The 23423-nt window shown below is 63.6% G+C and carries 19 protein-coding genes and 4 pseudogenes; 6 read left to right on the top strand and 17 right to left on the bottom strand.

Annotated elements, in window-relative coordinates; translation table 11 throughout:
* Positions 1-16: 16 nt before the first annotated feature.
* The 4 genes and pseudogenes from DIE16_RS30600 to DIE16_RS30585 form a co-directional block, all read right to left on the bottom strand.
* A pseudogene (locus tag DIE16_RS30600) lies at positions 17-949 on the bottom strand (transposase); the annotation flags it as partial.
* Positions 950-1016: 67 nt separating this feature from the next.
* A complete protein-coding gene (gene istB / locus DIE16_RS30595; protein WP_124523029.1) occupies positions 1017-1814 on the bottom strand; it encodes an IS21-like element helper ATPase IstB in 798 nt (265 codons plus the stop codon).
* A pseudogene (locus DIE16_RS30590) lies at positions 1807-2286 on the bottom strand (IS21 family transposase); the annotation flags it as partial. The gene istB and the pseudogene DIE16_RS30590, both read right to left, overlap by 8 nt.
* An 863-nt stretch (positions 2287-3149) precedes the next feature.
* Positions 3150-3563, bottom strand: coding sequence for a helix-turn-helix domain-containing protein (locus DIE16_RS30585; protein ID WP_062885772.1), 414 nt, complete (start codon positions 3561-3563; stop codon positions 3150-3152).
* A gap of 92 nt (positions 3564-3655) precedes the next feature.
* Here DIE16_RS30585 and DIE16_RS30580 point away from each other — a divergent pair, with 92 nt between their 5' ends.
* Complete coding sequence (locus tag DIE16_RS30580) at positions 3656-4609, top strand: aromatic alcohol reductase (RefSeq protein WP_062885773.1); 954 nt, start codon at positions 3656-3658, stop codon at positions 4607-4609.
* 378 nt (positions 4610-4987) lie between these two features.
* Here the strand turns inward: DIE16_RS30580 and DIE16_RS30575 are convergent, their stop codons facing one another.
* Entirely contained in the window at positions 4988-6448 is a 1461-nt protein-coding gene (locus DIE16_RS30575; protein WP_080465590.1) for a PLP-dependent aminotransferase family protein, read from the bottom strand.
* Between the two features lie 143 nt (positions 6449-6591).
* Between DIE16_RS30575 and DIE16_RS30570 the strand changes: the two genes are divergently transcribed.
* On the top strand, positions 6592-7038 hold the full coding sequence (locus DIE16_RS30570) for a carboxymuconolactone decarboxylase family protein (protein WP_062885775.1): 447 nt from the start codon (positions 6592-6594) through the stop codon (positions 7036-7038).
* 782 nt (positions 7039-7820) lie between these two features.
* Here DIE16_RS30570 and DIE16_RS30565 read toward each other — a convergent pair.
* From DIE16_RS30565 to DIE16_RS30535, 7 genes are all read right to left on the bottom strand, one after another.
* Positions 7821-8711 (bottom strand): alpha/beta fold hydrolase, encoded by an 891-nt coding sequence (locus DIE16_RS30565; protein WP_062885776.1) that lies wholly within the window; start codon positions 8709-8711, stop codon positions 7821-7823.
* Between the two features lie 62 nt (positions 8712-8773).
* Positions 8774-9664: an alpha/beta fold hydrolase gene (locus tag DIE16_RS30560; protein ID WP_062885777.1), complete on the bottom strand. Its 891-nt coding sequence runs from the start codon at positions 9662-9664 to the stop codon at positions 8774-8776.
* Between the two features lie 32 nt (positions 9665-9696).
* Positions 9697-10482 carry a substrate-binding domain-containing protein gene (locus DIE16_RS30555; RefSeq protein ID WP_062885778.1) on the bottom strand — a complete coding sequence of 262 codons (786 nt, stop codon included), beginning with the start codon at positions 10480-10482 and terminating at the stop codon, positions 9697-9699.
* A gap of 78 nt (positions 10483-10560) precedes the next feature.
* Positions 10561-11397 (bottom strand): amidohydrolase, encoded by an 837-nt coding sequence (locus tag DIE16_RS30550; protein WP_062885779.1) that lies wholly within the window; start codon positions 11395-11397, stop codon positions 10561-10563.
* The gene (locus tag DIE16_RS30545; RefSeq protein WP_062885780.1) at positions 11397-12224 is read right to left on the bottom strand and encodes an SDR family NAD(P)-dependent oxidoreductase; all 828 of its coding nucleotides are present in this window, start codon (positions 12222-12224) and stop codon (positions 11397-11399) included. Before DIE16_RS30545 ends, DIE16_RS30550 begins: the two co-directional genes overlap by 1 nt.
* A 13-nt stretch (positions 12225-12237) precedes the next feature.
* Positions 12238-12798, bottom strand: a complete 561-nt coding sequence (locus tag DIE16_RS30540; RefSeq protein WP_062885781.1) for a carboxymuconolactone decarboxylase family protein — start codon at positions 12796-12798, stop codon at positions 12238-12240.
* A gap of 23 nt (positions 12799-12821) precedes the next feature.
* Entirely contained in the window at positions 12822-14147 is a 1326-nt protein-coding gene (locus DIE16_RS30535) for a cation:dicarboxylate symporter family transporter (protein WP_062885782.1), read from the bottom strand.
* A gap of 255 nt (positions 14148-14402) precedes the next feature.
* On the opposite strand from DIE16_RS30535, the gene DIE16_RS30530 reads away from it, so the two are divergent.
* A complete protein-coding gene (locus tag DIE16_RS30530; protein WP_062885783.1) occupies positions 14403-15347 on the top strand; it encodes a LysR family transcriptional regulator in 945 nt (314 codons plus the stop codon).
* Between the two features lie 79 nt (positions 15348-15426).
* The gene (locus DIE16_RS30525) at positions 15427-16233 is read left to right on the top strand and encodes an IclR family transcriptional regulator (protein WP_062885784.1); all 807 of its coding nucleotides are present in this window, start codon (positions 15427-15429) and stop codon (positions 16231-16233) included.
* 10 nt (positions 16234-16243) lie between these two features.
* Here the strand turns inward: DIE16_RS30525 and DIE16_RS30520 are convergent, their stop codons facing one another.
* Positions 16244-17575: an MFS transporter gene (locus DIE16_RS30520; protein WP_062886092.1), complete on the bottom strand. Its 1332-nt coding sequence runs from the start codon at positions 17573-17575 to the stop codon at positions 16244-16246.
* Between the two features lie 267 nt (positions 17576-17842).
* On the opposite strand from DIE16_RS30520, the gene DIE16_RS30515 reads away from it, so the two are divergent.
* Both DIE16_RS30515 and DIE16_RS30510 read left to right on the top strand, forming a co-directional pair.
* The gene (locus DIE16_RS30515) at positions 17843-18619 is read left to right on the top strand and encodes an enoyl-CoA hydratase/isomerase family protein (RefSeq protein ID WP_062886093.1); all 777 of its coding nucleotides are present in this window, start codon (positions 17843-17845) and stop codon (positions 18617-18619) included.
* Between the two features lie 12 nt (positions 18620-18631).
* On the top strand, positions 18632-20725 hold the full coding sequence (locus tag DIE16_RS30510) for an acetate--CoA ligase family protein (RefSeq protein ID WP_062885785.1): 2094 nt from the start codon (positions 18632-18634) through the stop codon (positions 20723-20725).
* 62 nt (positions 20726-20787) lie between these two features.
* On the opposite strand, the gene DIE16_RS37330 is transcribed toward DIE16_RS30510, so the two are convergent.
* The 4 genes and pseudogenes from DIE16_RS37330 to DIE16_RS36945 all read right to left on the bottom strand — a co-directional run.
* A complete protein-coding gene (locus DIE16_RS37330) occupies positions 20788-21381 on the bottom strand; it encodes a cobalamin-dependent protein (RefSeq protein ID WP_260427845.1) in 594 nt (197 codons plus the stop codon).
* 6 nt (positions 21382-21387) lie between these two features.
* Positions 21388-22227, bottom strand: a pseudogene (locus DIE16_RS37325) (methylmalonyl-CoA mutase family protein); the annotation flags it as partial.
* A gap of 165 nt (positions 22228-22392) precedes the next feature.
* A pseudogene (locus tag DIE16_RS30500) lies at positions 22393-22725 on the bottom strand (phenylacetate--CoA ligase family protein); the annotation flags it as partial.
* A 252-nt stretch (positions 22726-22977) separates the two neighbouring features.
* Positions 22978-23423: hypothetical protein (locus DIE16_RS36945; RefSeq protein WP_124894020.1), on the bottom strand; the 446-nt coding region annotated here is incomplete at its 5' end.

Below are 23423 nucleotides of genomic sequence, written 5' to 3'. Positions count from 1 at the left end.
GAATTCCGGATACCGCCGCCAACCTCATCGCTTGCATTGCCTTGGAGAACCCCAGAATCCTGATGACGCGCTTGAGGTTGTATGCCAGCACATGCAAGCTCATTTCTGCCGCGACGCAGCCAAGCCCGCGTGTCTGGAAGTGAGTCGCGCCCATCCAGTGCTTGAGCGTGCCGAACACATGTTCGACCGTACGGCGTCGTATCGTCATGGCGTTGAGCTGGTGATCCAGCCTTTGCTGCATCGCCTCAAGCACCGCTTCGTGCTCCCACCGCCGGATTCGTCGGTAATCAGCCGGCGTACACTGGCTCTTGATCGGGCATCGCGGACACGCACTGCTCCAGTAGGTACGCAGGGTCATCAGGTTGCCGCCCTCAACTGAACTGTATCGGTAAATCGCCCGTTGACCGGCCGGGCACTGATATTGATCGTCCTCGGCGATATAGACGAAGTCAGCCCGGTCGAGCCGCCCGTCGGCCTTGGCGCTGGATGTCTGCGATTTGGGCACCAATGCAGCAATGCCAGCGTCATCGCACGCCTTGATTTCCGGTGCACTGAAGTATCCACGGTCTGCCAGTGCCTTCATCTTCTTCTTGCCCATGGCGTCGCGCGCGGCCTTGGCCATCGGGCTCAACTGCGCCCGATCGCTGCCGACGTTCGTCACTTCGTGCGTCACGATGAGGTGATGCCGGGTGTCGACGGCTACCTGAACGTTGTAGCCAACCACGCCCGTGCCTTTGGCCTGCGAGATCATCGAGCGTGAGTCGGGATCGGTTAGCGAGACCTGCTTTTCGGGGAGGCCTTTCAGGATTTCTGCTGCACGATTCAGATCTCGCATCTGTTCGCGCAGCATGTCGATCTTCTCCTGTAGTCGCTCGGTCTTCGCTTCTACCTCGACCGGTTGAGTGCGATCAGCCGTCTCCAATGCATCCAGGTACCGCTGAATGTGTTGATTTCCACCGAATCTTGACCCACCGTTTTCATCTAAATCTGACCCACCCCGAGACAGCGTAGTACATCTATTCCGGTGTGGATAACTCCTCACTGCCTGCTGCTTTTGCTGCTCTCTTTCTGGTTGTCTTCGCCTTGGCAGAACTGGACTTGAAGCGCCAGGATTCATTGCCCGTTTCGACGATGTGGCAGTGATGGGTGACGCGGTCCAGCAGCGCCGTCGTCATCTTTGCGTCTCCGAACACGGTCGCCCACTCGCCGAAGCTGAGGTTGGTGGTGATCACGACACTCGTGTGTTCATACAGCTTCGAGAGCAAGTGGAACAGCAATGCGCCACCGGTCTGGCTGAACGGCAGGTAGCCCAGTTCGTCGAGGATCATCAGGTCGACGTACATCAGCTTATGGGCGATCTGGCCTTGTTTGCCGATGGACTTCTCCTGCTCCAGTGCGTTGGTCAGCTCGACGGTCGAGAAGTAGCGCACGCGCTTGCCGTGGCGCTGCACGGCCTCAATTCCGATCGCTGAGGCGAGGTGCGTTTTGCCGGTGCCGGGGCCACCGATGAACACGACGTTGTGTGCGCTTGCGAGGAACGACAGGTCAATGAGTTCTCGAACCAGCGCTTCGTCGACGTGTGCCTGCGCGAAGTCGAAGCCCTTCAGGTCGCGGTGAGCCGGGAAGCGAGCGGCGGTCATCTGGTAGGCGATCGAGCGCACCTGTCGCTCCGCCGTCTCAGCCATCAGCAGTTGCTTCATGAAGCGCTCCGGGTCGAACTCCGTGTGACGCGACTGCGCCAGCAGCTCTGGCCAGGTGCTCGCCATGCCATGCAGTTTGAGCCCCTTGAGTTGGGCGGCGATGTCGTTAGACATGACGGTCCTCCGGTGGGTTGGCGCGCAGGGTTTCGTAGCGGCTCACGTCGGCGGCCGGCTCTTCGGTAAGCTGGAGTTTCGTCGCCGCGAGGTTGGTGCTCGTGGTGGGTGCCTTCAACCGGCTCAGCACGTTCAGAACGTGCTCCCCACTGGGGCGTCCCGAGTCCAGCGCTGCCTGCACGGCAAGCAGCACGGCATCGAGTCCGTGTTCGCGCACCGCGGCGAGCACCTGCGTCATGATGCGATCGCCTCCCGGGTGCTTCAGTAGGTGCCGCTGCAACTGCTGCAGCGGCTGTGGCATCGTGACGAACGGAGCGCCGTTGCGCAACGCGCCGGGTTTGCGCTCAACCAGCGTGATGTAATGGCGCCAGTCGTAGAAGGTCATGTGCCGCTCGAAGCTGCGTTCGTGGCGTGCGATCTCCTGGGCGTCGGCGACGACGCTGAGATATGCCGGATAGCAGCGCACGCTCACCAGCCGTAGATCAAATTAAAGTTGTCACCGTTTGGGAAGTAAAAATGTCACTTCGCCGCCTCGCGCCGGCGATGAAGAGCGAAACCGTCGTGAATTCATGGGATTGCACGTCGCGAACTAAAGTTGTCACCGGCCACGGTGTTGCGAAGACCAGTGTCAACTGCCGCGCGGCGCCGTTGCAGCGCCGGCAACCCCTGTCACGCGTTGTGCGAAACCCGAGTTTGAATGGGTGATCGTACTGTCGTGATAACAAAGCTTATCTCGTTACCAGAACGTTCGGCGAGGTCGGCAAACAAGCCCGTGCGCCGTCGAGCGGCCGTTCTGGAGCCGTGCGAGAGGCGCTTCGCGACCCACTCCGGTCAGACAGCCGCCTCCAAACCGGTCAGTCAGTCGAGTCAATGTTTTCGCGAACTGGAGCACCATAAAGCGGACGTTGGCGGCCTCACCCAATCGGGCCACTTGCGGGCGTTCGACCGCGCTCTCGCGGCGGACATTCGAACGTCAGTTCCGCTCAGCTATCAGACTCTGCCTTGTCGAAATGTGCCGTCGTGCTTCGGCGGCCCGATTGGCGACGCGTAGCGTGATCATCGAAGATTTGAACACTGGCGTTGGCGGTGTTAGCGCTTGCGTCACCTGCTGACTGAGAATTCGCAGTACAGGACAGTTTTCCCCGATAACAATCAATCTTCGTGCGCCAGCCGAAACAAGACATCAGCGAGGGGCGCGAATCTTGGACGTTGCGGCTCGTTGGGATGGATAGACGACGAAGTAAGAAATGCGCGGCCGCCATAAGCCTTTCACTCAGAGACGTCAATCCTTATCCCCGCCAGGGAAGCAGGGAATGCAAATCAACAATCGGCAAGCTACGAGCTCGCGTCGCGGTTCTGGCTGTCGAAAATCCGCCTCGCTTCTCTGAAGCGGTCCGCATTCTCGACAATCCAGGTCCACAACGGGACCATGCGAACGAGCAGGTCCATGCCCGTGTCGGATAACTCGTATTCGACTCTAGGGGGCACTTCATCGAAATCGTGACGGAGCACCAGACCGTCACGTTCGAGTTGTCGTAACGTGCGCGTCAACATCCGCTGAGTCACCCCGTGCATGCGCCTGCCGATTTCGGCATGGCGCAGCCTGCCGTACACGCCAAGCGTGTGGACGACACCGAGCGACCAACGACTCCCGGCGTGTGCGAGCACCTCTCGCCGCAGTCCGTCATCATCGTCTCGCAGGCCGTCGCAAACGGTTTGCGAATATCGGAGAAGTTCGTCTCGATCCAACTATCTGGCTCCCAGTATCACGCATGTGCCTTCTTTCATACACGTCCATGCATTGCTAGACTGCCGCAACACATTTCTCAGCAGGCTAGACGATGAACCAAACAGATCCTAACGCCACGTCTCAAAACATTCTCGTGCTCGGTGCTGGCGAACTTGGCCTTCCAGTGCTACGCAATCTCGCACGTCGAGCGAAGGACGTGGCCGGCGCGAAGATCAGCGTGCTGCTGCGCGCAAGTGCCGTTGAGTCCAATGCACCAGCCAAGCAACATGATATCGCGGAGATTCGAGACCTTGGGATCGAGATCGTCGTGGGCGATCTTGTGAAGAGCTCTATTGATGAGCTCGCAGGCGTATTCGCAGGATATGACACGGTAATCGGTTGTGCGGGCTACGCAGCCGGCATCGACACGCCGATGAAGTTGGCGCGGGCGGCGTTGCAGGCGCGCATCCCGAGGTACTTCCCGTGGCAGTTCGGTGTCGACTTCGATGTGATCGGTCGTGGCAGTCCGCAGGACATCTTCGACGCACAGCTGGACGTGCGCGAGTTGCTGCGCAGTCAGCACGAGACCGAGTGGGTCATCATCTCGACCGGCATGTTCATGAGCTACCTGTTTGAGCCAGACTTCGGTGTCGTTGACCTGCAAAACGACGCAGTCCACGCGCTGGGCAGCCTCGACACCGCCGTGACGCTGACGACGCCCGATGATATCGGCGCGCTGACTGCCGAGATCGTGTTCGCTCAACCCCGTATCCGGAACGAAATTGTATATCTGGCCGGTGACACCGTGACTTACGGGGTGGTCGCCGACAAGCTGCAAGCGGCCCTCGGCCGCCCCTTCAGTCGTTCCGAGTGGAGCGTGCAGTATTTGCTGGATGAGCTGGCGCGCGACCCGAACAACATGATGCGCAAGTATCGTGCGGCGTTTGCTCAAGGGCGGGGTGTCGCATGGGACAAGAGTGGGACGTTCAATCAACGCCATGCCATTCCAGTCACCGACGTAGCATCGTGGATCGACGCAAACCTTGCTTCGGGCCGCAGCGAGTAATCGTGAATCCGACCATCTAGGCAAACGGCATCGACGACTGCTTCCCCGGAAAGAAAGCCCGACCCCAGCGATGGGTGGGGGCTCCCGTATTCTGTACTGACTTCAACCGAATTCTGCTGGATGAAATCGACGTGTGAAAGCAATGTGGCAGCTGGCGGAAGTTGCTCGTCAGCGGTCGTTGACAGCGCTGAAGATTGGATGACGGGTTAGGGTCGGGCTGCGTCAGCCCCCTCTTCAAACTCATCGCCGGAAAGCGGCCAGTGGAATTCCGCTTCCGGAAGCGGCCAGTCGGCAGTGCGTACTCACGACCCGAAGTGGACCGCCGATATGCTGAGACGGATGACCGCAAAGCTCTCAATACCGGTCCATCCAAGCCGATCAAAAGAAACGATGGCTTGCATCGACGCCTCGATGTTGCGAGATGCGTGCTGAAACAACATCTTCGAGCGCATCACACGCCGCACGGATGTTGTCGGGCCGAAGATTCGTTACGCTCAAAAGTAGGCCGTTCCTCGCGAGCTCTGTCCGTAGGTACCACGCAGACAGCGCAGACGGTGCAAGATTTTCCTTGCGCGCGGAATGAACGATCTCCAGGTCATCGACGCCATCAGGCAACTTGACAATCAACCCCAATCCCGATTCCACGACCTCCGTAAACCGCTTTCTGAGCAGTTCAACAGCGAGATAGCGGCGCTCAGCGTAGACCTTCTTCATGTGTCGGAGGTGGCGCATGAAGTGTCCATCTGCGAGAAACTCGGTTAGTGCCAGCTGTGTCGTCCTATTCGGAGCAGGTGCCATTACTGAAACTGTTTCGACAACGCGTTCGGCCAGTGCGCGCGGCGCGACGACGAAGCCGAGGCCCAGCGCGGGGCTGATTGTCTTACTGAATGCGCCGATGTGGATCACGCGTTGCGCGCCATCACCCGCAGCCAAGGCGGGCGCCGCCCGTCCAACCAACTGTAGTTCACCCAGGTAGTCATCTTCGATGATCCAGGCATTCTTTGCTTCAGCCCATTCGAGCAGGGTACGTCTTCTCATCGGCGAGAGGGCGACGCCCAGCGGCGCATGTTGGCCTGGCGTAACCAGCGCTAACGCGGCATGCGGAGCACGAGCGATTCCTTCCTCGACACGTAATCCCTCGACATCTACGGAGATGGGGGCAACCGTAAGCCCCGCCAGCTCCAGAGCTTTCCTTCCGAGCGGATAGCCCGGTTCTTCGATCCACGCGGTGCGACCGTGAGCTCTGAGCGCGATCAGTGTAAGCATCAGTCCCTGACGGTATCCACTGGTCACAAAAACTTGATCGGGATGGCATTGAATCTGTCGGCTGATGGCCAGGTGACTGGCAATCTGTGCGCGCAAGCCGCGCTCGCCGCGAGGGTCGGCGTAGGTCGTGTATCCGGTGGCGTCCGCCCGGACAGCCCGCGCTCGCATTCGAGCCCAGACCTTGGCGGGGAATGCATCGTGAGCCGGTACGCCCATCTGGAACGGTAGTGGCGCGCTCGAATACGGTCGTGTAAAGGCATCCAGTGGCCCATCGAGCGGAATCTCGGTCTCGGTTGGCGCTGGAGGAAGTTGCGCGCAGACGCGTGTGCCGGCGGAGCCTGCGCCGACCACTAGCTTCTCGGAAGCCAGCCGCTCGTAGGCCACCAGAATCGTTCCGCGCGCGACGCCGAGCTGAGCAGCGAGATCCCTTCCAGAGGGTAACCGTCTTCCGGGTTGAAGACGGCCGTCGACAATCGCTTGCCTGAGGCTCGCGTAGATCTGCTCGCCAACGGGCGCCGCCGCAGTACGGTCTATCTCGATCGCAAGCGTGGGCATAGTCTTTGGCTCAGTCATTTCGCCAATTCTTGGGCCTGTTGTCCGTAATCTCGGGCTAGTAACGTCGCGTTATGTCATGAGTCACGCGCGAAGGGGAAGTAACCAACCCGCGACCGTGACCCAAGAGACGTTATTTTATGGCCAAACGGCAAAGGACAAAGATGACACGCTTGAACTGGAGCGAGATCGCACCGGACGGCGCAAAAGCGCTTTTCGGTGTCCATCACTATGTGACCAAAAGCACCAACCTGCCCGAGGAACTCATTCATCTCGTGTTCCTCCGTGTTTCACAGATTAACGGATGTGCCCATTGCATTGATATGCACAGTCGCGATCTTAGAAAGACCATGTCCATCGACAAGGTGACCCTGGTGCCCGTGTGGGACGAAGTCCCACACCTGTTCTCCGCTCAGGAGCGCGCCGCCTTGGCTTGGGCCGAAGAGGTGACTCTCGTCAGCGAAACGCATGCTTCAGATGAAGCCTATGCGGCGGCCTCGGCGGCGTTCTCGCCGAAGGAACTTGTCGACCTCACGATAACGATTGCCGCGATGAACGCCTTCAACCGTCTCGGCGCCCCATTCCGACTCCCGGTCGCCGCCAGGACGTGAGTTCACAGAGGCATCGGACGCCGACTCGACCGACTAAATCCGCGCTGTGTCGTCAAGCCAATGGATACGGTTAATTGCCGCAGCGGCTACTGAAAATGCATCAGCCAGTTGCGACCTCATGTAAAAGGGCGAGGCGGATACGGAGGTCGTGTGCACCTGCCGTTTCCAAGCTAAGGCTCGGTCCATAGCGTGCGAGTCAATCGAATCTGACCGGCGGTCATCCGCCAGGAAATGGTCACTCTCCTTGCGTCTTGTGCGGCCGCTTCTGGCTGCGTGGAGGCAATGCCACCTGCGATCTGCTCACCGAAGACCGGCCATTGAGCGAGGGCGGACGAGGCCTCGGTCAGCCAAACTGGACGACGACCTCGACCGGCCGCTCATGGCCGGAAGCCGTCAGTAGCGGCCGAGCCGCCACCGCCCATGCAGTCCTCCAGGGCGTGTCCGGGGCGGGGCGTCGCGACTGAACGATTCGCATACCGAGAATCGTATATAAATCATGCCTCTACGGTCGTTCAGGGGAGCGTACGACGCGAATTGACGACTTTGCTTCGGACATAGACGAAGTGACGACATTATTTCGGTGAGATTGTCGATAATGTCGTCAACTCGGGCGCGAAGAGCCACGTGCGACGGACACCTCGAATTGACATCTTTGCTTTGCTCTACGAAAACGGACCGACAAAACGTGGCCCGCACTCGTCAGATGGAAGAATTTCGGGGGAGCATGGGACGCTCCCCGCGATGATGCACGGCGGCCCTATCGAGCCGCCTTTACCGGATCTTCACTGCGCGGCCGTGATCTTCCGCGCAAACGCTGCGATGGCGTCGGCCATGGCAACCGGCTGCTCGGGCGCAAGCGCGTGACCTGCATTCTGAATCCTGACAATCGTCACACGATCGCCAAGCATCGACTTCAGCACATTCGAGAACCGGCGCGGTGCGACGGCGTCGTATTCGGCTTGGAGATCGAGGATCGGCGCGGTGCCGGCCGCAAAATACGCATCGACCGGCGTCGTCTCGCGCGCATGCGATTCGGCGTCGTGCGTGGCGGCATGCCAACCGTCGAGCCAGACTCGCGGATCGTGGCCCGGCGCAAAGAATGCCTTCTTCAGATATTCGATCCGCTTGGCTTCCGGCAGCGACATGTCCCCGGCGCCGTCGATCGCCTGCCGAATCTCCGCGCTGATCGGCTTTTCCGTCGAACCCGGCGGCACCTTTCCCGCGGATGCGGCCGCGAGCACGACACCGCGAACGAGATCGGGCCGGTCGACAGCCAGCATGCGCGCCGGGAAGTTCCCCCATGCATGGCCGACGACGATCGCAGGCCCGCGACGCTCGTTCTCGATCACTGTCGCTACGTCCGCCGCGAAATCATGGACCGACAGGTTGTCCATCGGCCCCTTGCTCTGCCCGATGCCGCGCGGCTCCGGGCGCAGCACGCGAAAGCCGTCCGCCACGAGCCGCTCGGCAACCACGTCGTAATCCCGGCCCGAGCGCCCGAGCGACGGCAGGATCACGATCAACGGGCCTTGCCCCTGGCGCATCACCTCGATCTGCACATCGCCATGCCGCACGATTTCCCGATCGACCGCCGCCCCGCCGGACGATGCAAAGGCGGACACCGTCCACCACAATACGCATGCGGCGACAATGCCGCGTTTCGATACCTTCATGTTCCGGATCTCCTGATTGATTGACAGACGCATTCATTTCTTTCGGCGCATTCCGCGGCCGATCAGCTCGTGCCGTAGACCTTGCGCGCAAAAGCGGCGATCGCATCGCTCATCGCGCGCGGCTGCTCGGGCGCCATGGCATGACCGGCGTTCGGGACTACCTGCACCGTCACGCGATCGCCGAGCCACGGCTTGAACACGTTCGGCACGACGACGGCGTCGTACTGCGCCTGCAGATCGAGCATCGGCACCTTGCCGCCGCCGAAATACGCATCGATCGGCGTGACGTTGCGTGCGTGGGCCTGTGCCGTGTGTACCGCGGGATACCAGCCGGTCAGCCAGGCATGCGGGTCGTGCCCCGGTGCGAAGAACGCCTGCCGCAGGTAGATCAGCCGCTGTGCTTCCGGCACCCGAGGGTCGCCCGCGCCGTCGATCGCTTCGCGCAGGCGGCCATACGGCTTCTCGGTCGACCCCGGCGGCAACTTGCCCGCCGAAGCCGCGGCCATCACCAGGCCGCGCACGAGATCGGGACGGTCGACCGCGAGCATGCGCGCGGGCTGGCTGCCCCACGCATGTCCAACGATTACGACGGGCCCCGTATGTTCGCGATCGAGCACGAGCGCCACATCGGATGCGAAGGCATGCAGGTCGAGGTCGCGCATCGGCCCCGTGCTGCGGCCGATGCCTCTCGGTTGCGGCCGCAATACACGAAATCCGTCGTGCGCGAGCATGCGGGCGACTTCGTCGTAATCTTCCGCGCCGCGTGCGAGCGACGGCAGGATCACGATCACGGGCCCGCGCCCTTGCGCAAGCGTTTCGATCTGAACGTCGCCCTTCGAGACGAGCGTGCGTTGAACCGCGTTCGCGTCGACAGGGGGCGTGGAGCAGGCGGCAACCGAGGTTGCCAGTGCCGCGGCAAGCACGAGCCGCGTCAGGATCTGGTTCGCTTTCATTGTCTCCTCATGATTCGATACGGGCCGTCGCTTCAAAGCGGATCGAGGCCGGTTTTCCGCAGAACGTCCACGGCGGGCGCCGTCTTCAGGAAAGCCGCGAACGCGCGCGACGCCTCGACGGCTTGCGCATTCGCGGCGATCGCCGACGAGATCACGCTGGTCTTCTGCACGCCGGCAGGCAGCGGGCCCGCGAAGTCGATGCCCGGCGTCACCTTCAGTTCGCTGATCTGCTGCAGCCCCAGGTCGGCGTCACCGCGCGCGAGTGCGGTGCCGACCAGTTCCTTGCCGCGAATCAGCACGCTCTTCGACTTCATCTGCTCGGCGATGCCGAGCCGCTTGAACAGCGTGCCCACGATGTAGGTGCCGCTCGCTCCTTCGGAGAAAGCAACCGATTTGGCGGAGAGCAACGCGCGACGCAGCGCGTCGTCCGTACTGACGTCGGGCACGGCGATACCCTTGCGCACCGCGACGCCGATTCCGCTGGCGGCGATGTCCGACAGCGTGGCCCGGTCGAATCGGCCGGCGTCGACTTCCTGCTGAAGCGCCGGCTTGATCATGAAGCAGATGTCGACCTTCTCGCCATTGCGCAGGCGCATTGGCAATGCCTCTGGGGACGTGCCGTACGACGGCCCCCAGGCAATCTCGAGACGATGTCCCGACGATTTTTCAAACATCGGCACCAGTTGCCCGAACGCGCCGTGCAGCGCGCCGGTTGCCAGTACGTGAATGTCGTCGGCATGCGCGCCCTGAGACGCCGCGCACAGCGTTACCCATGTCGCGGCGGCCACGCAAGTCCGCCAGCTCCGTTTTTCCTTCATGTCTCCTCCTTGAGGTTCACTGCAAGTCGAATGTGTTTTCTGGTTGTCACCGGGTGTCGAAGCCCGGGCTGCTGCGGCTCAGCCGTAGAGCCGCAGCGGATTGCCGGCCAGCACGGCATCCGCAAGCGCGTCGTCGCCGCACAGGTCTCGAACGAACGCCAGCAGCGCGGAGTCGTCCGGGGCCACACCTTCGATGTTCGGATGCGGCCAGTCCGATCCCCAGATCGCCCGGTCGGGTGCGGCAGCGAGCAGCCGGCGCGCGAGCGGCCGTGCATCCGGCCACGCGTGCGCGTCGCCGCCCGCGCATCGATCCACGCCGGACAGCTTGATCCAGCGGTGCGGATTGCCGAGATGGACGATCAACGCGTCGCGTTCGTCGTCGTTCCACGGCGCTTGTAACGACGGGCGCGCCATGTGATCGATCACCATTGGAATGTCGACCCCGGCCCATGTGTCGAGCACTGGGAGCAGGTCGGCGAGCCGGCCGTGCAGCAGCACGTGCCAGCCGAGCCCGGCAATGCGCTCCGCGATGCGCAGCAGCTTGTCCGTGTCGCGCTCCCCGGGCAAGTGCCCCATGAAGTTGAACCGAATGCCGCGCACGCCGCCTTCGTGAAGCTCGCGCAACGCGCCGTCGTCCATCGTGTCGTCAACGAGCGCGACGCCGCGGTACGCGCCGCCGGTCGCAGCGATCGCAGCAAGCAACGCGGCGTGATCGTGCCGATAGCACGCGGCCTGGACGATCACGCCATGCGTGACGCCGAGTCGTTCGTGCACCGCGAGCAAGCGCGACATCGGCGCCGCTTCGGGCAAGTAGGCGGCGTCGGCCGGCACCGGAAACTGTTCCCACGGCCCGTAGATGTGCGTGTGGCAATCCCATACTGTGTTTGCGGGGCGGCCCTGCGGAACCTGCGCCATCAGTCGCACCGTGCCGTCATGCCGCCATCCACGACGATTTCCGTACCGGTGATGAATCGAGCTTCGTCAGAGGCCAGGAACAGCGCGGCGTTCGCCGTGTCGCGGCCATCACCCATGAAGCCGAGCGGAATGCGGGCGAGCCGGCTTTCGAGCAGCTTGTCGACGTTGCCGCCGGAGCGTTGCCCGGCCAGGCGCGCCTCGACCATCGGCGTATGCAGCTGACCCGGCACGACCGTGTTGACGCGGATGCCCTTCTTCGCGTACTCGACGGCCACTACCTTCGACAGCTGGATCACGCCGGCCTTGCAGGCGGCATACGCGACCTGCGCGGAGCCGGTCCAGCGGATGCCGGAGGTCGACGCCGTGTTGACGATCGCGCCGGCACCCTGCTGCTCCATGACCGGCAGTACGTGCTTGCAGGTCAGGTAGACGCTCTTCAGGTTGAATGCAACCTGCTTGTCCCACGCCTCCTCGGACAGTGCGACCGGGCCACCCGCGGCGGAACCGCCGACGTTGTTGACGAGGATGTCCACGCGCCCGTAGGTTGCGCAGCACGCGTCGACCATGGCCGCGACGGCGTCGCTGTTCGTGACGTCGCACGTATGCGCGATGATATCCCCGCCAAGCTCGGCGACACGGCGGACCGTCTCGGCCATCGCGTCCATGTTGATATCCACGGCGAAGATCTTCGCGCCAGCGGCGGCAAACAGTGCGGCCACCGCGCGGCCGTTGCCCCAGCCCGGCCCGACGCAGCCCGCCCCCGTGACGATCGCGACCTTGCCTTGCAGGCGGCCTGCGCCCGCTTCATTGATGGATGTATCGTTCATGATGTGTGTGTATTCAACCGTGTGTTGCAGGAAGTTCGGGTGCCACGCCGGCCGGCGGCGGCACCTTGAAAACCTTGATCGTCATCGAGATCAGCGTGTAGTAGCCGGCGATACCGACGAGATCGACGACCGCGCCTTCGCCAAGCGCATCGACGAGCGCGGCATACAGCGCGTCGTCGATCCCGTGCCGTTCATGCAGCTGCGTCACGAACGCGTGCACGAGCTTCTCGTCGTCCCGGACGAACGGCGGCTCGACGCCGTCGCGAATCGCATTGATCACGTCGATCGAAAGCCCTGCCTCCAGCGCGAACGGCTTGTGCGCTGCCCATTCGTACTCGGCCAGCCAGTGGCGCCCCATCGACAGGATCACCAGCTCGGAGAGCCGGGGCGGCACGCTGCTGTCGTAGCGACAGTACTGGCCGAGCGCCTGCGCGCAGCCGGCAAGCTTCGGGCGATGCAGCCAGACTGCCAGCGGGCCGCGTACGCCTTTGCGGGGCCCGCTGGCGATTGCGTCGTACACCTGGCGCTGCGCGTCCGACATATGCTCGGGGGCGAGCGTGGATATACGTTCCATGAATGAAATCACCTCGACGGAATTCAGTTTGCTTTGGCGGGCGCGCCTGACTGGTCGGCCCGTGCTTCGGCGGACACGGTGCGCGAACGCAGCATCGAACGTCGCGCCGTTCGGCCGGTTTCGCGGTTGAATGCGGCAGCATCGAACAGACCTTCCCAGCGGGCGATCGCGAATACCGCCATCGTGTTGCCAACTACGTTCACGAGTGCGGTCGCCGTGGCCATGATCCGGTCGATGCCGAACAGCAGGCCCAGGCCGCCAAGCGGCAGCGAGCGCACCGACTGCAGCGTGGCCGCGAGCTTGACGAACGCGCCGCCGGCGACGGTCGTCCCGCCCTTGGACGTCAGGCTCAGAATCGCGAGCAGGCCAAGCTGCTGCCAGAGCGAGAACGGTGTATCCGTCGCCTGCGCGATGAAGCCAATTGCGATCGCCATGTAGATGGCGGTACCGTCGAGATTGAAGCTGTAGCCGGCCGGCAGCACGAACCCGACCACCACCTCATCGCAGCCGGCATGCTTCATCTTTTCGACGAGGCGCGGAAACACCACTTCGCTCGATGCGGTACCGAGCGTCAGCAGAAGCTCGTCACGAATCAGCCGCATGATCCCGGCGAACGGCAGGCCGATCGACCAGCTGATCGCGCTGAGCACACCGAACACGAAGATCGCGGACGTCGCGTAGTAGAGAACGATGACCTTGAACAGATACAGCAGCGTCACACCGCCGTAGCTTCCGACCGCGGCGGCCATCGCGCCGAACGCGCCGAGCGGCGCGAGGCGCATGATGAACGCGAGCATCCGGAACAGTACCTTTTGCGCCTCGTCGATGCCGCGCAGTACCACCGAATCGGCGCCGACCGATACGTTCAGCGCCAGCCCGGCCAGGATCGAGATGATCAGGACCTGCACGATGTCGCCTTTCGCGAACGCATCGACGAGCGTATGCGGAATGAGACTCAGCAAGTAGCTGACGGCGGAGATCTCGCCGGCACTCGACGTCGTCTTCAACGCTTCGGCGCTCTCGGCGATGTTGGCGGCATGCAGACCCGCGCCCGGAGGAAACACGTTGACCATCACGAAGCCCAGTACCATTGCGATCGTGCTGACCACTTCGAAGTACACAAGCGATTTCACGCCCATTCGGCCCAGCATCCTGAGATCCTTGACGTGTGCCATGCCCTGCACCAGCGTGCAGAAGATGATCGGCGCGAGCATCATCTTCAACAACGCGATGAACCCCTGCCCGAACGGCTTCATCGCGATCGCGGTCTTCGGCGCCAGCAGGCCCAGCACGATCGCGCATGCCAGCCCGATCAATACCTGGACGTGAAGTTTCTTCAAGCTTTTCATCAGTATTCCTCGCTATAGCGTGTTCGGTGATTCTTCGGATGATCGACGAAGGCCGCTCAGCGCCGAGTCGGCGAAGCGCTGCGGCACAGCCGCAAACGACGAATGGAATGAACGCGAGGATGGGGATGCATGGTGTCTCCGGAATCGTTATGGGTTGATCTGCTATCTGTTCGCAGCATAGAATCCGCCAACTTCTTTGACAAAGACCTTATGAACATGTATTTCTATGCCACGAAGGCATAGCTTAAAATCAACATGGACATTCGAGAACTGCGCAGCTTCATCCACGTCGCCCGCGCCGGCAGTTTCAGTCGCGCGGCCGCGGAGCTGTATATCGCGCAACCGGCGCTGAGCCGCCAGATCGCCAAGCTCGAGGAAGAGATCGGCGTGGCGCTCTTTACCCGCTACGGACGCGGCGTTCGTTTGACGGCCGCGGGATCGCGCCTCCTCGAGCATGCCGAGATGATCACGCGAATGGTCAGCGAAACGGCGGACCAGGTGCGCGCCAGCGTCGATGCCGAGCGGGGCTATCTTGCCGTCGGACTGCCGCCGACGATCGGCCGGTTGATCGGCACCGATCTCGTTCGTGACTTTCACACGCACTGGCCGGGCGTATCGCTCCATGTTCGCGAGGGGCTCAGCAACTCGCTGCAGGAATGGGTGCTCGACAGGCGCGTCGATCTTGCGGTGGTCTACAACCAGCCTCCGCTCGATGCGTTCGATATCGTTCCGCTCTTCAGCGAGCCGTTGATCGTCGTAGCGCCGCCCGATGCGGCTTCCGCGCGCAAGTCGTTGCAGATCCGCGACCTCGCGAACATGCCGTTGATCCTGCCCGGCCTTCCGCACAGCAACCGGCGCTTGATCGATCAGGCCGCCGTCCAGCACGGCGTCCGATTGCGCGTCGAATTCGAGATCGACAGCGTCGCGCTGACCAAGCAGCTGGTTCGCGCGGGTGTCGGCTATTCGTTGCTCACCTATGTCGCGATCCAGGAGGAACTGGCGCGGGGCGAGTTGAAGGCAATCGCGATCGAGCGCCCTGCCATCCGCTCGACCGTATCGATCAGCACGTTGCGCGAAAATCGTCCGTCGCGTCTGGTTGATGCGTGGATCCACCTGCTCAAGGACAAACTGTTCCGCTTTACGCGCGACCAGACCTGGAGTGATCAAGTCGTGTGGCTCGCGACGGGCGACCGTGAATAGCCGACCGAATACGATCCTGCGCCGTTCAGGCGGAGCATTCGACACTCTCCGATTCTCACCATTCCAAGCGACTGCAACCATGCGTGAACCTCGCCCCTCGCGTTCGCCCGACGCAACCGAACGCGCCTCGACGTCGACGGTTTCGAACCGCTCCCTGGAACGCGGCCTGGAACTGCTGCGCGCATTCGGATCCGGCGCGACCCTGCTCGGCAACGGTGATCTCGTCGAATTGACCGGCCTGCCCAAGGCGACGGTCAGCCGGCTCGCGCGGACGCTCGTCGAATCCGGGTATCTCGAGCACGACGCCATTCGCCGCGGCTACCGGCTCGGCCTGCCGGTTCTGGGTCTCGCGCAGGCGCTCCGGAGCAGCTCGACGGTGCTGCAGGCAGCCGCGCCACGCATTCGGGAAACGGCGCAGGCGCTGCATATCAACGTCGGCATCGCCGGGCCGGATCGCGACGACATGGTGTATCTCGAATCGATCCGATACAGCCCCCGCGCGTCGCTTCGCACGGTGGTCAGCGGCCAGCGCGTGCCGATGGCGCTCACGTCGCTCGGACGTGCGTATCTTGCGTCGTTGCCGGACGCGGCCTGTTCGAAGCAACTCGCTGCGCTCAAGCGGAATCGCCAGTCCTGGCCGCAGATCCGGTCGGAAATCGACGACGCGATTGCATCGGTTCATTCGCACGGGTTTTGCGCGGCGAGCTGGCAACCCGAGGTCGTCGCGTTGGCGACGCCGCTCGAGATCGCCGGCCATCGCACACTTGTCCTCAATTTCAGCTTACGTACGCTCGATGCACCGTCGTCGGTCACCGAGCGTCTTTCCGCGAGACTGCTCAGGCTACGCGACGACATCGTCGCCGCGACGCTCCAGCTCGACAGTTGAGCGCACCGCGTCAGCGTTCGCGAATCGCGCGGGCCGGAATGCCGAGCACGACGGCAAGGCCGCCGAGGATCGAAACGGCCGCTACCGTAAACAGGCCGATCGCACTGCTTCCGAAATGGGTCGACGTGTAGCCGATCACCGAAGGCGCCGCGATGCCGCCGAACTGGCCGAGACTGCTGATGAGGCCGATGCCGCTCGCGGCTACGGTGCTCGACAGATAAGCCGGCGGGATCGTCCAGAACAACGACAGCATCCCGAGATAGCCGGCCGTGGCGATGCAAAGCAGCACGATGAGCGCTGCCGGCTGCGCCGCCGCCGCCGGCAGCAGCGCGACGCCGAGCGCGGCCGTCACGGCGCTGCCCATGAAATGCCACCGCCGTTCGAGCTTGCGGTCGGAATGGCGTCCGAGCCAGTACATCGCGAGGGCACCGAATACATAGGGAATGGCCGACAGCAGACCGATGTACCAGAAGTTCGTGATGCCGCTCTTTCGAATCACGCTCGGCGCCCAGACGTGCACGACAATGCTCGCCCACGGCACGCTGAAATACGCGAACGTCAGGAAATAGAACTTGGGTTCCTTCAGCGCATCCCAGATCGAGCCATGTGCGTGCGACGCCTTGAGCGCTGCATCGTGGTCAAGTTCGCGGCGCAGCAGCGCCTTCTCGTCCGCACTCAGCCACGTCGCGTGCTCCGGGCGATCGGTCAGATAGATATATGCGAACAGGCCGGCCACGACGGACGGCAACCCTTCGATCACGAACAGCCATTGCCATCCCCGGAGCTGAAGCAAGCCCGACAGGTTGTTCAGGATGAAACCGGAAACGGGGCCGCTGACGATGCCGGACACGCAGATCGCCGTCATGAAGATTGCCGTCACGCGTGCGCGACGCGCCGACGGGAACCAGTACGTGAAGTACAGGATGACGCCGGGAAAGAAGCCTGCCTCGGCCGCACCGAGTAAAACCCGCGCAATATAAAACTGGGTCGGCGTCTGCACGAACGCGGTGCCCGCAGACACAAGCCCCCAGAGGGCCATGATCCGCATCAGCGTCTTGCGCACGCCGACACGAGCAAGCCACAGGTTGCTCGGCACCTCGAAAATCATATACCCGACGTAGAACAGTCCGACGCCGAAGCCGAACGACGCTTCCGTCAGACCAATGTCGCGCGAGAACTGCAGATGCGCGAAGCCGATATTGGCGCGATCGATGTAAGCGAATACATAACAGATGAAGAGGAACGGCAGCAGCCGTTTCGTCACCTTGGCATAAACCGCGTCGAGTGCCGGCCGGTCGGCGCCGCTTCGCTCGAGCGATTCTGTTGCAATGGCGGGTTGCATCTTGTCTCCAGTCTTGTTGGTCACGCCGCGGCGTACGTTCGATCCATCCATTCGGCGGCGGTGAGATCGATTATCGGCGGCTCGGCCCCAACCGCAATCTCGCCGTTTCACTGCATGAAACAAATCTACCGTGCCTGACAGTTTCATTCAATGAAACCAGAGCGATGGCAGGCGCAGTGCGGCGCGCTACGCTACCTGTGACCGGATCGCCGTGCCGCCTGCATGGCGAATGCACCGGACCCATCGCCTTCGACGCAGGAACCGAACATGCAAACCATCGACGTCACGATTCAATCGAACATCGCGACCCTTACCCTGAATCGCCCCGACAAGCGCAACGCCGTGAGCGATGCGATGCGTACCGAACTGATCGAAGCGCTCGATTCGCTGGCGCGCGCGCCGGAAGTCCGCGCCGTCATCGTCACCGGCAACGGCAAAGGCTTCTGCGCGGGCGGCGACATCGCCGGCATGGCCCAGCGCATGGAAGCGCCGGCCGACGAAGTCGCGTTCAACGGCTGGTCGCGCCAGCAGCGCGTCCATCATGCGGTCTCGCTGCTGCATACGATGCCGAAGCCGACGATCGCGGCCGTCAACGGCGCCGCGGCCGGCCTGGGCGCGGATATGGCGTTGTCGTGCGATTTCGTGGTTGCATCGGAGGCGGCGACGTTCGTGTGGAGCTACATCAAGCGCGGGCTGATTCCCGACGGCGGCGGCCTGTACTTCCTGCCGCGGCGCGTTGGACTGGCCGCTGCCAAGGACCTGATCTTCAGCGGTCGCAAGGTCGACGCCCGCGAGGCGCGAGAACTCGGCATCGCCGATCGCGTCAGTGCGCCCGATACGCTGCTTGCCGATGCCACGGCCTGGGCGCAGGAATTGATCAAGGGCTCGCCTACCGCACTCGCGCTCGGCAAGACACTGCTGAACCAGAGCTACGAACTGTCGGCTGCTCAAATGCTGGTGCAAGGCAGCCAGGCGCAGGCCGTCTGCTACACGAGCCGCGAGCACCGCAGCGCCGTGCGTGAATTTCTCGACAACACGCGCTGACAGGAGCCATTGATGAATGCCATCGCCAACCTGATGCGTCCGGCCAGCGTCGCGGTCATCGGCGCATCCTCGGACGCCGCGAAGACGGCCGGCCGGCCCATCGCGTATCTTCAGAAGCACGGATTCCAGGGCGAAATCTATCCGGTGAATCCGCGCTACTCGTCGATCGCCGGACTGCCCTGCTACGCGGACGTCGATGCCCTGCCGGCCGCACCGGACGTCGGCATCGTGCTGCTCGGCGCCGATCGCGCCCACGTCGCCGTCGAAGCGCTGGCCAGGCGCGGGACGGCCGCCGCGATCGTCCTCGCGAGCGGTTATGCGGAAACCGGCGAGGCCGGTATGCGCCGCCAGGCGCAGTTGAAGGCGGCGGCAGGATCGATGCGTGTGCTCGGCCCCAACACGATCGGCGTCGTGAACCTGACGGACGGGGTCACGCTGTCCGCCAGCGGTGCGCTGGACACCGACGATTTCACGGTCGGCGGCGTCAGCGTCGTCTCGCAAAGCGGCGGGATTCTCGGCGCGCTGCTCTCGCGCGCGGCGGACCGCGGCATGGGCTTGTCGAAACTCGTTTCGACCAGCAACGAGGTCGATCTCGACGTGAGCGACTTCATCGACTTCTTCGTCGACGACGCGGCCACGTCCGTGATCGCGCTGTACCTGGAAGGCCTGCGCGACCCGGCGCGCTTTCGTGCGGCGGCCCGCAAGGCCGCCGGCGCCGGCAAGCCGATCGTCGTCTACAAGATCGGCCGCTCGGAATCCGGTGCGCAGTCGGCCGTCTCGCACACCGGCGCGCTGGCCGGCGAGGATCGGATGTACGACGCGTTGTTCCGCGATGCCGGCGTAATCCGCGCGAACACGTTCGGCGACCTGCTCGACATTCCAAATGCGCTGGCATCCGGCCGCTCGCTGCGCGGCAAGCGGGTCGCGATTCTCACGTCGACCGGAGGCGCGGGCACGCTCGTCGCAGACAATCTCGGCCTCGCCGGATTCGACACGCCCGCACCGGATCCGGATACGGCCGCTGCATTGCGCGCGCTGCAGACCGGCGATCACGCGGTGCTCGACCGGAATCCAATCGACGTGACGCTGGCCGGCCTGCAGCCGGACCTGCTGCGCCGCGCGATCCGGACGCTCGCCGACAGCTCGTCCTACGACGCCGTCGCCGTGATCGCAGGCTCGTCCAGCATCGGGATGCCGGACCTGATGGCCGGCGCCGTTCGCGACGCTTTGCCCGATACCGACAAGCCGGTGATGGCGTTCGTCAGCCCGCATGCGCCGACGGTCGTGCGCGCGATGAACCGGCTCGGCGTCCCGGCGTTCATGTCGCCGGAAAGCGTCAGCAGCGCGATGGCCGCCATGCGGGAGACCGGGCGTCGGCGCGTGGACGTGACCGAGGCCGCGTCCGCCGCCGAAGCGAGTACGGTGGACGTGGCCGACGTGCCGACCGGGCCGCTCGACGAAGCGCAGGCCAAGGCGCTGTTCGCCCGCTTCGGTATCACGCCCGCGCGCGAGCGCGTCGTACGGACTTGTGCCGACGCCGAGCAGGCTGCACGCGACTTCGACGATCGCGTCGTACTCAAGCTGCTGTCCAACCGCATCACGCACAAGAGCGACATCGGTGGTGTGGCGGTCGGCCTGGCAGCAGACGAGATCGGCGCGCGACTCACGCGCATGCGCTGCGACGTCGAGACCGCGGCCGGCTTCGCGCCCGACGCATTCCTCGTGCAGGAAATGGTTTCGGGTGGCGTCGAGATGATCGTCGGTCTGCATCGCGATCCGCTCGGCACGGCGATCCTGCTGGGCATGGGCGGCGTGACCGCGGAAATCCTGAACGACACAGTGCTGCGCATGCTGCCGACCGATGCACCGTTGTCGCTTCGAGACGCGAGCGACATGATTCGCGAGCTTCGCACATGGCCACTGCTCGACGGCTATCGCGGCCGGCCGAAAGCGGATGTCGACGCGCTCGCCGCCGCGCTCGTCGCGTTCTCGCGGATGGCCCTTCAACTCGGCGAGCGGCTCGTCGAAGCCGAGATCAATCCGCTGTTCGTGCTCGACGCCGGCCGGGGCGTGCGGGCGGCCGACGGGGTCGCCGTGATCGCATGACGCGGCGCCAGCCGCTCGTTCATGCGATGCGTCCGCTGTCGCAGGAACGAACGGCCGCCCCGTCAGTTCGCGACGTTCGCCGGGTGCGCACACCGAGCCCGCTCGATACATGCGCATAGCGCTTCGACGATCTCGTCGAGCGGGGTGCCGGGCCCGAAAGTCGCCGCGACACCCTTCGTCTTGAGATGTCGCGCATCCGCGGCGGGAAAGACGCCGCCCAGCACCACCGGCATCTCGGCGCGATGCAAGGCCAGTTCGTCGAGCTGCCCTTCGACGAGCTCGAGGTGGCCGCCCAACAACGACGAAATGCCCACGATATCGGCGCCATGCGCCTGCGCGGCGGCTGCCACGGATGCCGGTTGCTGAAACAGCGGCAGGCGAAGGACATCGAATCCGGGGTCCTCGAGCTCGGCTGCGACGACGGCCGCGCCGCGGTCGTGTCCATCCTGGCCGAGCTTGGCGATCATGATGCGCGGCCTGCGTCCCACGCGCTTCGCCAGCCGGTCGACGCAGCCCTTCGCCGCCCGCCATGCAGCGTCGTCTCGCCGATGTTCGCCGTAGACGCCCTCGCCGTCCGCTTCCACCGCCGCGGCATGTCGCGGCCATACCGATTCCGGTGCGCGCGTACACTCCCCGACGGTCTCACGTGCCCGCATGCAGTCGATCGCCCGTTCGAGCAGGTTTCCGGTGCCGTCGCGCGCCGCGTCGGCCAGCCGCTGCAACGCCGTCGCAACCCGCGCCGAATCGCGCGCGGCCTTGACAGCTGCAATTCGCCGCGCCTGCCCGGCACGCACATGACGGCCGTCTATCTCGCGCACCATAAATTCGCCAGTCGGTTCGTCCGCGACGAAGCGGTTCACGCCGACCACGGTTCGGCGCCCGGAATCGATCTGTGCCTGCGTCGCGGCCGCGGCATGCAGCATGCGCCGCTTCACCCAGCCGGACTCGATCTCGGCGATCACGCCGCCCTGCGCGTCGATGGCCACCAGTTAGGCACGCACGCGCGTCGCGATGTCGTCCGTCAGCGACTTCATCATGTACGAACCGACCCACGGATTGACCGCATCGCACAGTCCCGTTTCATGCTGCAGAATCAGCTGCGTATTGCGCGCGAGGCGCGCCGCCGCCGCGGGAGGCAGTGCAAGCGCTTCATCGTACGCATTCGTGTGCAGCGACTGCGTGCCGCCGAACGTCGCGGCCATCGCCTGCGCCGCCACGCGAACGATGTTGTTTTCCGGCTCCTGTGCGGTCAACGACCAGCCCGATGTCTGGCAATGCACGCGCAGCGCGCACGCCCGGGGCGAACGCGCGCCGCACGCGTGTGCGATCTCCGCCCACAGGAGTCGCGCTGCGTGCAGCTTGGCGATTCCCGTATAGAAATCGCTGCCGACGCCGAAGAAAAAACTCAAACGGGAGCAGGCTTCATCCGCAGGCATGCCGCGTGCAGCCGGCGTGTCGAAGTACACGCACGCGTTCGACAACGTCAGCGCAAGCTCGAGCACGGTATTGGCGCCGGCTTCCTGGAAGTGATATCCCGACACCGACAGTGCGCGCGGAAACGATCGGTGCGCGCCTCCCGCCTACGCGACCACTCGAGCCAATGTATCCGGTCGTGTTTTTCGACGCACTGCAGGTCAAGGTTCGGTGGAAATCAACACACTTCAACATCACGCCGCATGACGGCGATCAATCACGCGCCGGGCCTTGCCGGTCGCGGTCGCGGGAATGCCGCCGGCCGCCAGCACCGTCACGCCGGACGACACGCCGACCATCGTCTTGATCCGGTGCTGCAGCTCGCGCGCGAGCGCCGCGCGAGCGCTTTCGGTGACGGACGCGGCCGCTTCGGAGCGCAGTTCGACCGCGAGGTCGAGCCGGTCCATGTGACCGTCGCGCGACAGCGTGATCTGGAACTGGCCCGACAGCTGCGGCAGCGCGACGACGATCTCCTCGATCTGGCTCGGGAACACGTTCACGCCGCGCACGATCAGCATGTCGTCGGACGTAGACCAAAGCAAAGTTGTCACCGTTTGCGAAGTAAAAATGTCACTTCAGAGGTCGACACCGACGCGGAATCGGAAAATTGCCAAGAAATCATAGGCTTGCGTACCGCGAAATAAATTCGTCACCGCGCGTGGTGTCGCGAAGACCGGCGTCAATTCCCCACAGCGCCGGCTGTCGCTGTCACGCGATGTACAACCCTCGAGTTTGACTAGATGATCGTTGATCGGGCGTGCAACTTTCGGATCTGCGCCCTATCCCAGGTGACGTTCGTAATAGCGTCGCGTCAACGCCTTGCGGTACTCTGACTTCATCGGGCGAGCCCTGTCTGGTGACCAACCACCGCCTCCGTAACTGCCACCACAGAACGCGCATCGATACGGCGATTCGAGCAGGCGGACATTCACGACGTAGGGGGCCTCATAACCGCAGCGGCGGCACGCAGTTTCCAACTGCCGATAATGTGCCGGACAGGTGTTGAATTTCAGCATCTGGTGCACCACGCTATGGTAGCCGCGCGCAATGCAGCTGCGGCAGTGACGAAACAGTGGACTGTACTGGCGCCGCTGACTCGGGTGCAGCAGTCCAATCTCGAGCGACGCATAGGGAATACCGAGGATGCTGTGTAGCCGCGCAACACTGACGATACCGAGTTGGGGTACTACGCCCTCGTACGGATCGACATCGGGGCCCATCACCC

This window comes from Burkholderia sp. Bp9090, assembly GCF_003857985.1.
In the GTDB taxonomy this organism is placed as follows: Bacteria; Pseudomonadota; Gammaproteobacteria; order Burkholderiales; family Burkholderiaceae; genus Burkholderia.
The sequence above is the reverse complement of the archived record's forward strand: the minus strand, read 5'-3'. Positions and strand labels throughout refer to the sequence as shown.

What these genes read in the sequence shown, in the direction of transcription:
- DIE16_RS30510 (WP_062885785.1), top strand. Translation starts at nt 18,632, where the DNA reads ATGAATGCCATCGCCAACCTGATGCGTCCGGCCAGCGTCGCGGTCATC.
- DIE16_RS30520 (WP_062886092.1), bottom strand. Translation starts at nt 17,575, where the DNA reads ATGCAACCCGCCATTGCAACAGAATCGCTCGAGCGAAGCGGCGCCGAC.
- DIE16_RS37330 (WP_260427845.1), bottom strand. Translation starts at nt 21,381, where the DNA reads ATGCGGGCACGTGAGACCGTCGGGGAGTGTACGCGCGCACCGGAATCG.
- DIE16_RS30540 (WP_062885781.1), bottom strand. Translation starts at nt 12,798, where the DNA reads ATGGAACGTATATCCACGCTCGCCCCCGAGCATATGTCGGACGCGCAG.
- DIE16_RS30560 (WP_062885777.1), bottom strand. Translation starts at nt 9,664, where the DNA reads ATGAAAGCGAACCAGATCCTGACGCGGCTCGTGCTTGCCGCGGCACTG.
- DIE16_RS30555 (WP_062885778.1), bottom strand. Translation starts at nt 10,482, where the DNA reads ATGAAGGAAAAACGGAGCTGGCGGACTTGCGTGGCCGCCGCGACATGG.
- DIE16_RS30550 (WP_062885779.1), bottom strand. Translation starts at nt 11,397, where the DNA reads ATGGCGCAGGTTCCGCAGGGCCGCCCCGCAAACACAGTATGGGATTGC.
- DIE16_RS30565 (WP_062885776.1), bottom strand. Translation starts at nt 8,711, where the DNA reads ATGAAGGTATCGAAACGCGGCATTGTCGCCGCATGCGTATTGTGGTGG.
- DIE16_RS30570 (WP_062885775.1), top strand. Translation starts at nt 6,592, where the DNA reads ATGACACGCTTGAACTGGAGCGAGATCGCACCGGACGGCGCAAAAGCG.
- DIE16_RS30545 (WP_062885780.1), bottom strand. Translation starts at nt 12,224, where the DNA reads ATGAACGATACATCCATCAATGAAGCGGGCGCAGGCCGCCTGCAAGGC.
- DIE16_RS30530 (WP_062885783.1), top strand. Translation starts at nt 14,403, where the DNA reads ATGGACATTCGAGAACTGCGCAGCTTCATCCACGTCGCCCGCGCCGGC.
- DIE16_RS30515 (WP_062886093.1), top strand. Translation starts at nt 17,843, where the DNA reads ATGCAAACCATCGACGTCACGATTCAATCGAACATCGCGACCCTTACC.
- DIE16_RS30525 (WP_062885784.1), top strand. Translation starts at nt 15,427, where the DNA reads ATGCGTGAACCTCGCCCCTCGCGTTCGCCCGACGCAACCGAACGCGCC.
- istB (WP_124523029.1), bottom strand. Translation starts at nt 1,814, where the DNA reads ATGTCTAACGACATCGCCGCCCAACTCAAGGGGCTCAAACTGCATGGC.
- DIE16_RS30575 (WP_080465590.1), bottom strand. Translation starts at nt 6,448, where the DNA reads ATGACTGAGCCAAAGACTATGCCCACGCTTGCGATCGAGATAGACCGT.
- DIE16_RS30535 (WP_062885782.1), bottom strand. Translation starts at nt 14,147, where the DNA reads ATGAAAAGCTTGAAGAAACTTCACGTCCAGGTATTGATCGGGCTGGCA.
- DIE16_RS30580 (WP_062885773.1), top strand. Translation starts at nt 3,656, where the DNA reads ATGAACCAAACAGATCCTAACGCCACGTCTCAAAACATTCTCGTGCTC.